This is a genomic window from Butyricimonas synergistica DSM 23225 (genome assembly GCF_000379665.1).
In the GTDB taxonomy this organism is placed as follows: domain Bacteria; phylum Bacteroidota; class Bacteroidia; order Bacteroidales; family Marinifilaceae; genus Butyricimonas; species Butyricimonas synergistica.
In genome coordinates this window covers 44,478-56,078 of record NZ_KB903367.1, presented here as the reverse complement: position 1 = coordinate 56,078, position 11,601 = coordinate 44,478, and the positions used below count along the sequence as shown (strand labels likewise).

At 48.7% G+C, this 11,601-nt stretch carries 8 protein-coding genes; 1 reads left to right on the top strand and 7 read right to left on the bottom strand.

Annotated features, from left to right (window positions below):
* Positions 1–10: 10 nt before the first annotated feature.
* The 5 genes from A3CY_RS0112690 to A3CY_RS0112670 form a co-directional block, all read right to left on the bottom strand.
* Positions 11–3,619 (bottom strand): SusC/RagA family TonB-linked outer membrane protein, encoded by a 3,609-nt coding sequence (locus tag A3CY_RS0112690; RefSeq protein ID WP_026207623.1) that lies wholly within the window; start codon positions 3,617–3,619, stop codon positions 11–13.
* A gap of 55 nt (positions 3,620–3,674) precedes the next feature.
* Positions 3,675–4,856 (bottom strand): FecR domain-containing protein, encoded by a 1,182-nt coding sequence (locus tag A3CY_RS0112685; RefSeq protein WP_018338296.1) that lies wholly within the window; start codon positions 4,854–4,856, stop codon positions 3,675–3,677.
* A gap of 80 nt (positions 4,857–4,936) precedes the next feature.
* Positions 4,937–6,127 (bottom strand): TlpA disulfide reductase family protein, encoded by a 1,191-nt coding sequence (locus A3CY_RS0112680; RefSeq protein ID WP_018338295.1) that lies wholly within the window; start codon positions 6,125–6,127, stop codon positions 4,937–4,939.
* 81 nt (positions 6,128–6,208) lie between these two features.
* The gene (locus A3CY_RS0112675) at positions 6,209–6,766 is read right to left on the bottom strand and encodes an RNA polymerase sigma factor (protein WP_018338294.1); all 558 of its coding nucleotides are present in this window, start codon (positions 6,764–6,766) and stop codon (positions 6,209–6,211) included.
* 125 nt (positions 6,767–6,891) lie between these two features.
* Entirely contained in the window at positions 6,892–8,307 is a 1,416-nt protein-coding gene (locus A3CY_RS0112670; RefSeq protein WP_018338293.1) for a Gfo/Idh/MocA family protein, read from the bottom strand.
* 189 nt (positions 8,308–8,496) lie between these two features.
* Between A3CY_RS0112670 and A3CY_RS0112665 the strand changes: the two genes are divergently transcribed.
* Positions 8,497–9,783: a hypothetical protein gene (locus A3CY_RS0112665; protein ID WP_155828324.1), complete on the top strand. Its 1,287-nt coding sequence runs from the start codon at positions 8,497–8,499 to the stop codon at positions 9,781–9,783.
* 115 nt (positions 9,784–9,898) lie between these two features.
* Here A3CY_RS0112665 and A3CY_RS23425 read toward each other — a convergent pair whose 3' ends face one another.
* Together A3CY_RS23425 and A3CY_RS0112660 are read right to left on the bottom strand one after the other, a co-directional pair.
* Positions 9,899–10,030, bottom strand: coding sequence for a hypothetical protein (locus A3CY_RS23425; RefSeq protein ID WP_262483880.1), 132 nt, complete (start codon positions 10,028–10,030; stop codon positions 9,899–9,901).
* 498 nt (positions 10,031–10,528) lie between these two features.
* Positions 10,529–11,173, bottom strand: a complete 645-nt coding sequence (locus A3CY_RS0112660; protein ID WP_155828323.1) for a hypothetical protein — start codon at positions 11,171–11,173, stop codon at positions 10,529–10,531.
* Between the last annotated feature and the right edge of the window lie 428 nt (positions 11,174–11,601).

Below are 11,601 nucleotides of genomic sequence, written 5' to 3'. Positions count from 1 at the left end.
CTCCTTTCCGTTAAATATTCAAATTAATAGAAAAATTATACGACGGCAATAACGGCACATTCATCGATCCCGTTTCCGGGTCTTGCTTTTTCAACCGCTTGTCCTTCACCACGAACAAATTCGTCCCGGTAAGTCCCACGGACATAGATGATACCCCAAGTTTAGACAATATATTCCTCGGTAACTTGTAAGATAACGACATCGAGCGACAACGCAAATAATCGGCACTCACTACCCGATGACACCCCTCATCCCACATCTTGAATAGCCCCCGGGAACCACCCGGATGCGTGTACGTGTTATTATTCATATTCTTCGGACCCAGAAATCCCGGCTTATCCGTCCATGCCTCGTCGCCTTGTTTTCTCCAGTGGGTAATGAACTCTGACGACAAATTCTGGTCAAACGTCGGAACCTTTGCCGCATCCATAGATGAAGTTCCACCCTGGTATACCGGACGCAAACGAGTCTTGGCGCCTAGGGCAAACGAGAACTTCGCGCTAAACGACAAATTCTTGTAGGACAAATTCGTGTTGAAACCTCCCGTCACGTCAGGATTCTTACTACCCGAGTACACCAGATACTTCGCGGCATCCAGTCGTAATTCCTCTTTCGTGTATCCGCTGTTCTCCCCGAAATCAAACACCGGGAGCCCGTCTTTATTCAACCCCTTGAAATTCCATGACCAGAATGAACCCACCGGGCGATTCGGGTAAGCCACAGAACCACTCAGGTAACTGGAATAGGATTCTGACCGGATATTACGTTCAATCTCGTTCCGGTTAAACGATATATTCGTGGAAATCGACCATGTTACGTCCTTCGTCTTCACCGCTACTCCACGCAACGAGAACTCGTACCCCTCGTTCGTTAACTTCGAGTCATTAAAATAATTTCTATATTTGTCGACCCCATATTCCAACGGGGCTTCCCTGTTAAACAGTACCTTATCCCCTTTCTTCAAGTAATATTCTGCCGTGAAAGACAACCTATTCTTCAACACCGCGATCTCCAACCCCAAATTAATCGTCCGGGTCTTCTCCCAATCCAAATTCGGGTTCGGCAGCCCATCTAGTGCTAACTGGAATTCTCCCAAGTACTGGTTAATCGCGTATCTACCCGTGAGGTACTTCGCCTTCAAACTCGGACTAACTCCATACACCACATTTCCCTGGAAACCGTAACTGGCTTTCACGCTCAATACCGAGAGCAGATTCTGTTCCTTCATCCACGTTTCTTCCAGAATATTCCAACGGGCGCTGGCACTCCATATCGGTGAGAAACGAAACTTTTTGTTCTGCCCGAAACGGTTCGTTCCGTCCACGCTGAAACTGGCATTCACCACGTACCGCCGTTTGTAGTCGTACACCAACGATGCCATCACTTTCACCGTATTGTCAATCCTGTCCTTTATCGTCACCTTGTGTTTCCCGGAAGAAGAACCATAGCTGTTTCCCAAGAACCCGGAATCATCTTTATTATACTCGTAAAATATCGAGTGCCCGCGATCCGGAAAATAACCGTACTCATCTGTCGTGAAACCGGAACTCTTCCGCGAAGTGATCTGCCCTCCACCAAGTAACGAAATCGTGTGCGTTTCTTGCCATGATTTATTATACCGTAACGTACCCCGCAACTCCCACTTCGTCATATTCTCATCCCGGCGTTGATAATATCCCCCGTAAGGGTATTGCGACAATTTTTCCTGCGTGCCCCCGATCGGCACTGCCCCGTAATCATATCCCCGCTTGTTCGCCATGTAATACGAACGTTCGGAAGCATACTTGATTCCCAAACTGCGGCTATCCATGTAAGCAAATATAATCTCTCCCTTCACCCCCTTGTATAGGTCAAGCGCCAAATTCATACTTCCGCTGAACTCTTTCGTGCGCCCTGTGTTGGAGGTTTCTTTCAATTCATTCAAATAATTATACGTCACCGGGTACTCGTATTCCACTTTCACCTCCTCGACGGTTCCCGAAAGTTTCTTCACGTCTTTCAGGTAATACTCGTCTGGCAGGATCGTCCGGGAAGTCGACAACGCGTAATTCATCGGGGTTGTGCTGAAAAATCCCTTCACTTTCCGATCCGAGTAGTTCACTTTCATATCTGCCTTCAACCACTTCGCCAACTGTGTATTCACGCACACATTTGCCGTGAAACGAGTGGATTGGTCGCCCTTCTGCGTCCCCCTGTCATTGGAATAACTCACGGAAGTATAATACGTCGACTTCTCGTTACCGCCGGACACCGACAGCGAATGATTATTACTGATACTATTCTCGAAGAGCAAATCGAACCAGTCTGTGTTCGCCCGCTCCCGCAACTTATACTCCCGCTCTGCATCCTCGTATGTTGCATTCCCGCTCAAGTAATCGATCATGACCTTCTCGAACCCGTAATTCGGCAACTTCTCGAAGATCATCCCGTCCTCGAACAACTCACGTGAAATAGCCATCCGTTGCTTCGAGTTCATCAAATTGGCAGACTTCCGGTAACTCGGTCTTTCCAAAAACTTCAAGTTTCCACTATAACTGATCGTCGTCTTCCGGGAGTTCCCTTTTTTCGTCGTCACCACGATCACCCCGTTTGCCGCCCGCGTACCGTAAATCGCCGTAGCTGCCGCATCCTTCAGAAACGTGATACTCTCGATATCCATCGGGTTCACTCCGGAAATCGCCCCCCCGAACATCGTGTAATCTCCCGCATCATTCAACATATTCTCCACGTCCTCGTTAGAAACATCTATCGGGCTCTCTTGGATAATCCCGTCAATCACCCACACGGGCGAAGCATTTCCCAACAATGTGGCAGTTCCCCGCATACGCATTTTCGGCAGGCTGGAAGTACTTCCCGAACCGTACGACAACATCAAGCCGGGAACCTCCCCCTGCAACATATCTTCCACGGAAGTACTACCGGGAACCATCACGTCCTCCATTTTTACCGAATACGTCGAGGCGGCAGACAAACTTTTGTCTATCCTTTGGTAACCGGTTACAACCACCTCGTCCACTTCAGCAACCAGTTCCTCCAGCACGATTTTCAACGGCTCATCTCCTTCCACGCTAACCTGCTGTTTCTTGAAGCCAATAAATGAAACCTCTAGCTTACATTCCTGCCCCTCGGGAACAATAATCGTGAAAACCCCGTCCTTATTGGTAATTCTTCCTAAAACACTCCCCACAACCTTGATCGTAGCCCCGGGTAACGGATTCCCGTTGTGGTCTACCACAACACCCGTCACCTTTCTCCCAACCGCGGGAGTCGACCGTTCCACTCTCTTGAACAACAAGTTTCTCCCGATCAGCTCGTATTTCATGTTAGATCCCTTCAAACAGGAATCTAACGCCGCTTCCATCAGAATATCCTTGAACTCGAAACTTCTCGATCCCAATTTCCGGATATCCCCGTCATAATACATGAATTCATAGGGAACTTGCTTCTCTATCAATTTCAAAATTTCAATCATCGGCATCTCTTTCACCGAAAGAGAAACCCGATATTCCTTTTTTTCCTGCGACCATACCGGTCCGGAAAACAACAGAATTAAAAGCAGCAGACAACAACGCTGCCCAAAACAACCCTGCCAAAATTGCCTGTTTCGATTTTTTTTCATAGATTTGTAATATTAATTGATACTGGACAAAGTCAACCGTTTAATCCCAATAAAACTATTTGACTTTGTCTTTTTCTTTTACCAACACGCTATTTCCTTTTTTCACAAATGTCACCACATTCATCCGCTGGAATACATCCAACACTTCCGCAATCGGTTGATCCCTGCGCACGCTTCCCGTGAACTCATAGTTCTTCAATTCCTCGCGCTCAAACACGAAACTAACGTCATACCATCTGGACAAAGTTCGCATCACGCTCTCCAAACGTTCGTGCTCGAACACGAAAGCACCTCTCAACCACGCCAACTCCCGGTTCAAGTTTGCCTCTCCCTCGTACAACACACCCCGTTCCACGTAAGCTTTCTGCCTTGGTTCCAGTACAACGTCTGTCCCTTTGAACGACACTTTCACCTTGCCTTCTACCAGTACTGTCGACCACTCCCGCTCCTCCGGGTACACCCGCATCATAAATGAAGTCCCCAATACCTCCGTACGGAAAGCACCGGCATTCACGATAAAAGGTCTGTTCGAATCTTTTGCTACTTCCAGATAGACCTCTCCACTCACCCGGATCTCCCGTTTCGATTTACCGAACGCCTCGGGGAAATAAACACTCGATTCCGAATTCAACCAGATCACGCTCCCGTCCGAAAGTTTCAATTTATACTCTCCTCCCCTCGGCACATCCAACTGATGATAGCGAACCTGTTCGTTCTTGGACTTGTCATCCTGATAGACCAATTCCCGCAAAGAATCCTTCACCACGAAATAATCGCCCAGCATCTTCTTATTCTGTCCCGTCCGATCCCCGATCTCAATCTCGTTACCGTCTGCTGTCTTCAAGATAGCCAGCACTTTCCCGTTACTTACCGGAACTGCTTTCTTCTCCGGTGAATATAATTGCAACCAAGCACCCAGACCAAGTAACACCAAAACAACTGACGCTGCCGCGTAATACATCCATCGTTTCACGAACCCACGTGCAGACTTCTCCTCGAATATACGTTTCTTCAACTCCTCGAAATCCCGTGCCACATCCACCTCGTGCCAACGCTCGTATCGCGACCGGAGATCCCGTTTCTCTCGCATCTTCACCAACATCTCCCGATGCCCCCGGTCTTCCCGCAACCATCCGGCTAATCGTGAACGTTCATCGGATGTCATTTCCCCGTCAAAGTATTTCTTCAACAAAGTGCTGACTATCTCGATCTCCTTGTATATATATTCTGTGCTCATAATTGTTTTTATTATAACACACGAAACTTCCCGGTTACGACTACACGAAACGATAAGTTTAATATTTTTTAACTACCAAGTCAGTGTTTCCAGATACCTAAATCCACCAAAGCTTTATCTAACTCCGTACCATGCAAATTCACGTACTCAATTCTTCCCTCGGGGTTCACCAACACGGAAAATGGGATCGCTGGGATACTATACGTTGACTTCAACACCCCGTAAAACCCATCCGGGTTACACAACTGCGTCCAAGGCATTTTTTCTTCCTCCATTGCCTTTTTCCAACGATCATCCCGTTTATCCAAAGAGATACTAATAAAATTCAACGCGTCTCCACAAATCTCGTGAATTTCCAACAAATGAGGTATCTCCTTCCGGCAAGGCACACATCCCGATGACCAGAAATCCAACAAATTATACTTCCCCGGCTGCACGTGTTCCGATAACATCACCTTATTTCCCCCCGTGTCAACCAATTCCACGTCGTAATATTTCATACCCCTCATCACTTGATGCACCCGTTTTTTCGCTCTCTCCTTAAAGTTCCGCATCAATTCGCTTTCAGATAATTCAGGAGCGACGTACCCGAACAGATTATTCAATTCCTCCGGGGTAATTCTATACCTCCATCTCTCGACCATTAAGATGATTACCTGCCCGATAACCACCGACTCCCGGTGTGCTTTCACGAATTCCTCCCCTACACGATACATCTTTTCCTCCAATTCCCTCATCTCCCCTTCCATTTGCAGTTTCTCCTCGAAACTCCACTCGGGTTGTTTATCCTTTGTCGTGAAAATCTTTCCCGTACGATGCCGCAAAACATCATAGCGCAACCGCAATTCCCGTATTTGTGACAAATACTCGTTATACAACTCCTGGGTAGCACCCCCCGACACTTTCACGCCCGTTTCCTCTCCCGTGAATTCCAAAATAGCCGGCATGCTGTCCAACACGCCTTTGAATTCCATCACCGAATTATCCACGAAAAAAGAGGCTATTTTCGCGCCGAAAGGATTCAACTTTTCACCTTTTACGATCAAACGGCAATATTTCGGTTCCTTCAATTCCTCGTTTTCCTTGAAAACGAACTTTCCGTCCCGTACTTCAGCCGAATCCGCCCGTTTCCCGGCGAAAACATCTTCCAGAAAAACAAAAGTTCCATCCTTGACACCCGAGAGCGTCCCCCGGATCTCGTAACCGACCTGCTTGCACGTGCACGCGCATATTGTCACGCATAAAATAACGACACTCAAACAAATTCTCATAACATTCCGATTTAATTCATGTATTCATTTTTCAATAAACACACGAACCTTCATCAAAATGACTACACGAGAAACGAAAAATTACAAGAAATTTACCAAACAGATAGAAAAACTCGTCAGATAATCCCTTAAAACGCTCCTGGCTCGTTGCTTATGCGTGAGTACCGTATTCACGGATATTTTCAATTTCTCCGCGATTTCCTCGTTCGACAACCCATCGACGTGCATCCACAACACTTCCCGCTGCATCGGGGGCAATGAATCTATTTTCCGGCACAGGAAATCATACGTTTCCTCCTCGACGGCAATATCCCGAAAAGTCGCCTCATCCTGCAAGCGAGCCAAGTTCTCCCGGTTCCGAAGCTCCACTTGCCTGTCCCGCAAATAATTAATTGCCCGGTTCCGCACCGTGGCATAAAGAAAAGCCTTCACGTGGGCTTCCTCCCGGAACGTGGCAATCCGTTCCCACATGGCAATAAAGGCATCTTGCACGATATCCCGCACGACTTCCGGGTCATCAATAAAACGCGTACCGAACTGGCAAAACAAACGCACGTGTTCCTGATGAAAAATCCGGAAAGCCTCCGGGTCCCTCTTCACCAGCTTGTCAATAGTATAACCTTTACCCTGAATTGTCATAGTCCTATTCCACGTTCTTGATTTTTCAAAAATAAGGAAAAAACAATCAATCGGTCATTTTCATGACAAAAAAATAAGAAGAACCCGGCAAGAATCAACTTTCTCTACACGTGTAATCACGCCTTTCACTCCACCATGGCGTGGCGGTATCCCTTGATCTTGTTCCACCCGCCGCGGGTGAAATCCGGGATGGCTACCGGGGCGCTGTTGTTTTCCAGCGAGATTTCCGTCAACTCGCCAAGGCAACACCATTCTGCCAGGTCGTACACGTCCATGTCCAGGGGCAAGCCGTTCCGCAGGCAATACACGAGGCGGTAGTCCATGATGAAATCCATCCCGCCGTGCCCGCCAACTTTCTTGGCTTGCTCTTCCAGTTCTTTCTGGATGGGGTGCTTGTATTTCTCCATCAGGGCCTCCTTCACGTCTCGCGACACGAAACCGTGGGCGTTCAGGTCCTCGTGGTCGGGCATCACGTCGGAAGAAACTTGAGAGGGTTGCAACGCGTATCCTTGCACCGGGTATTTGTTGGCGAAGCCTCTTGTACCCGTCAACTGGTACATCCGGCTATACGGGCGGGGCGACGTCACGTTATGCTGCATTTGTATCGTTTTCCCATTCTCCGTGCGGATCAGCGTGATGGTGTGCTGCCCGTTTTTAAAATCTTTCACGTCTTCTCCCGTTTTATTCTTGATATACTCGGGGGCGGACACGGCTTTCGTGTCCATGCTGACGAGGTAATTCATCTTGTCGCCGCGATGAATATCGAGCAACTGGCAGGCGGGTCCCATGCCGTGCGTGGCGTAAATATCGCCCCGGTGCTTCCGGTTATAGTCCATGCGCCAGTTGTTCCAGTAGTAAGCCCAGAACTCGTCCAGGTTATGGATATAAGCCCCCTCCACGTGAAGGATTTCCCCGAACACGTCATGCTGCGCCATATTCAAGGTGGTCAGTTCAAAGAAGTCGTACACGCAGTTCTCGAGCATCATGCAATGCAATTGCTTTTTCTCCGCCATATTGATCAGCGCCCATATTTCCTCCATGTTCATGGCGGCAGGCACCTCGATCGCCACGTGTTTGCCGTGTTCCATGGCGTAAAGAGCCATCGGGGCGTGGTGCAACCAATCGGTGGCGATGTACACGAGGTCGATATCTTCCCGCTCGCAGAGCTGTTTCCACGCGTCCTCGCTTCCCGAGTAACCCGCGGCTTCCGGCACCCCGGCTTTTCTCAATATTCCCTGTGTTTTTTCCACCCGCTCGGGGACAATATCACAGAGAGCCACCACCCGCGTTCCCGGGATATGGGTAAACCGCTCCACGGCTCCCGGACCGCGCATTCCCAAGCCGATGAACCCGACCCGCACGGTATCTAGCTTCGGGGTCACCAGCCCCAACACGTCTTTCTGTCCCGCCGGGCGTTCCGGCACGGGAGTTTCGATCATCATGCTTTTCTTCGGATTCTTGTCCGACACGCCACTCGAGCACGAGCAGATTATCCCGCAGAAGAAAGCCGCCAAAGCAAATACAAGAGTCAATTTTCTCATAAATTTCAAATTAGTTTCACAATACTCTAAACAACAACACGATTCGTTTGCAACGATTCAAGTCCTAAAAATAAGAATAATTATTAAAGATTCCTCGAGCGGATGTTACATTATTTTCATAAAATCCCTTTCAAAGCCTTTTTACACGTAAATATTCGTATATTTGTAGAAACCAATACACTTGCAAATATGAGCACGAATCAAAAGTCAGACACGGGAATCTACCACTCGTTGCGCCCGACGGCACGAATGATGACGGAAATCCTGGCATACGCCTGTTGTCCCCTGGACTACTGGTCACTTTATTCTGTCATGAGGCAATTTAGCCCAGAGGTAAACAGCCAAAAGTTCGAATCAGCCGTGAAAACGCTAAGCCAAAGGTTCCAAAAAATGAAAGTCACGGAGCAATATAACCGGAGGACATACGCGCTCGATCCCGTGTTTTCGCTACACGTGTTGCTGGAACTGGCGCGCGACGGTCGTAACCTGGAACAAGAGTTTCCCGACATCAAGTTCTGGAACAACGCCACCGTGGAGGGCAAAGCCTCACGGGAAGCGATACTGGATTACTGGCTGGAGAAAAAATTACCCGGTGATGCCCTGGCTATCGACCGGTACAGTTACACGAGAAAATTGATCCCGGCAACGGTACACGTCCCGGAACTCGACGGGATGGAATGCCTGATTCCCCCCTTTGACCTCGCGCTCGAGATATCCCGGGGCACGCTCGAGCGGATCGAAGCCCTCGCCCCGCGCCAGCTCGTTGACGATTGGATCGCCCGGTTCTCCGCGCCCGATTCCCTGGAGCCTGATACCCGGCACGCGCTAGAAAACGCGCGAGCGCTCCACTCCTGCCTGTTAACGGGGCAACTCGAGGAATTCCCCACCGGTCTTATCCACCGTTTCCGCGCGGATTACCAGCTGACGGGAATGTACCACCTCTACACGGGCAATTATCACGAGGCGCTCCAACTTTTCCACAGGGGAGTGAACGAGTTACGATACGGCTGGGAATACGATCAACCCCGCTTCTCTTTCTTCGAGTACGGGCTCGCGATAGCCTTGTCGCTCGCGAGCCCGGAACAAGGGATCGAGTATTACAAACACTCGCTAAAACTGAACCGGGCCGTGAGCGGGAAAAGGTGCACTCCCGTGGAAACACCCCACGTGCTGACATCCGTCATCCTGAGCGAGGACAAGCGAGAGAGAGTAAGAAGAATAGATTTTTCCCTGAAAGGGAAAGACGCACCCGCGCCCGACACGCTCACCGCCTTGCTGCTGCACACGCTGGCACGGCGTGATGAAACGGGCGACCCGCGCGTGATGAAAGGGGACGCGACGATGCTAAAGCGAGTCGCCGCCGCCGGGTGGAAACTGGTTTTACTGGAATGCTACGCGACAATGCCCGACAAGCAACCCGAGTACGAGGCTTTAAGCCGCGAACTGGGAGTGACGGCTCTCGTCACGAGAATATAATCATCGTCAAATCAACGTGATCGCGACAACGAACAAAAATGAGGCTGCCGTTTACCCGGCAGCCTCCCGCGTCTGTCGCCCGTGCGCCATTCACGCGTCAGCATCACCATCACTATTAATTGGGGCAAATAGGGGGAAGTTCTGAAATAACAACCGGGTCTAGCAAAAGATAAGTGACAGACCGGATACTCAATTTCTTTTCCTTGACAGGAGGAATTTCTACCGTGATGTGTACCTCGTTTTCCATAATACAGTATTAAAATAAAATTCATGTACCGAGTCTTTATCACGACAAAAAGAAACGTACCACGTTTCACGCTTCCTTCCCTCCAAGCTTCGAAACAATCAGGGAATTTCACGTAAAACGGGTACGCGTATTTTATATACACGTACGCCGTTACCGAAAGGTTACCCGATTGATTCGAAGCTTGGAGATAACCTTCGTTTGCCGTACAAATATTTTCAATCCAAGAACGTGCCGTGCACGCTCGTATCGCGAAGATATGAAAAGTTATTAAATAGTATCGCTTTATTTATTTAATTTCAACATCACTTTGTTTTTATTGTTGTTGTATCCTTTTCAAGATCGCCATACCTGATATCAATATCTTCCTCGTGGCCCTTTACCCATTCCTTTAACGTGGCGGAGTCTTGGGTCGCATTTTTTTCTTTGACCGGAACTCGGCTCCTGGTACATTTGTGTTCCTGTATTTTTTCCCGCCCCCGTGCGGCGGGAAAATTAACCTTACCCGATCCCGTACACCGCGACGGCGGGAGAGCAATGCTTTTTCTTCACGTCACGAGCCAAGCCGTAGACGACAATAGAAGCAATATCCCACTTGTCGGGAATTGCCACGGAAGTCGACCCGCTTTCCTCGCGTTTGCGCAAGGGGACGAGGATACAGAACTCGTTCTTCATGTCAAACACTCCCGCGAACACGTCATCATCCGGGTTCATTTTCGCCCCCACGACCATTCCTTCCTGCTCGATAATAATCTTTCGCGTTTCCTCGTTGAGGGTCACGGTGAGATCGGGCGAGTAAAGTGTCCCCCGGCTCAGCACGAGGTCAGAAAAATTCACCACCACTTCTTTCGTCTTGGCATCCCACGTCACGTTCTTCCGGTTGTAGTGCACGAAGTTATTGTACACCGCCGACGGCCCCGTGCACTTGCCGTGTTTCAACCCGACCGAGGTGATCGGGTCGAACATGCTTGACAAGCGTCCCAGGGTAGCCATGATATTTTGCTGCGCCACCTGCTCGTCGGTCATGTCGCCCGACGGTCCAGCCCCCTTGCGCCGCATATAACAATTTGAACCTACCATGTAGTAGACAACGTCGCCTAGCGCGTTGCTAATACCTGTTATTAAAGACAATAATATTTTTGGCATATTATCATTTTTTTAGTTTATTAAAAAATCCCCAATTAATCCCGCGTGAAACGGGCTAAATAGTCATGCATGAACGTGTCTTACACGGGTGACACGCCGCACGTGCACACAAACGCCTTCCCTTCCGGGAACATTCAAAAACTGGTTTGTACAGCCATATTTTAAACGATACCACAAGGTAATGTTTTATTGTTGAATAAAAAAATAAAAATGTTTCAAATTTTTATTTTTAACATCAGTTTAATTTTAATCACGACAATCTTCTTGCCATAATCTTGACACGTACCCGCCATCTTCCCGGGGGGATCCCGCTGGTTTCAATACAAGTTCAATACAAAACGATACAAAAATCAACGTTTTTGTATTGATTCTGTATGTTTTTCCATAATTTTGTATTGAAACCCACGGTTTACCCGCCGGAAGACTTC

What these genes read in the sequence shown, in the direction of transcription:
- A3CY_RS0112690 (WP_026207623.1), bottom strand. Translation starts at nt 3,619, where the DNA reads ATGAAAAAAAATCGAAACAGGCAATTTTGGCAGGGTTGTTTTGGGCAG.
- A3CY_RS0112685 (WP_018338296.1), bottom strand. Translation starts at nt 4,856, where the DNA reads ATGAGCACAGAATATATATACAAGGAGATCGAGATAGTCAGCACTTTG.
- A3CY_RS0112680 (WP_018338295.1), bottom strand. Translation starts at nt 6,127, where the DNA reads ATGAGAATTTGTTTGAGTGTCGTTATTTTATGCGTGACAATATGCGCG.
- A3CY_RS0112675 (WP_018338294.1), bottom strand. Translation starts at nt 6,766, where the DNA reads ATGACAATTCAGGGTAAAGGTTATACTATTGACAAGCTGGTGAAGAGG.
- A3CY_RS0112670 (WP_018338293.1), bottom strand. Translation starts at nt 8,307, where the DNA reads ATGAGAAAATTGACTCTTGTATTTGCTTTGGCGGCTTTCTTCTGCGGG.
- A3CY_RS0112665 (WP_155828324.1), top strand. Translation starts at nt 8,497, where the DNA reads ATGAGCACGAATCAAAAGTCAGACACGGGAATCTACCACTCGTTGCGC.
- A3CY_RS23425 (WP_262483880.1), bottom strand. Translation starts at nt 10,030, where the DNA reads ATGGAAAACGAGGTACACATCACGGTAGAAATTCCTCCTGTCAAGGAA.
- A3CY_RS0112660 (WP_155828323.1), bottom strand. Translation starts at nt 11,173, where the DNA reads ATGCCAAAAATATTATTGTCTTTAATAACAGGTATTAGCAACGCGCTA.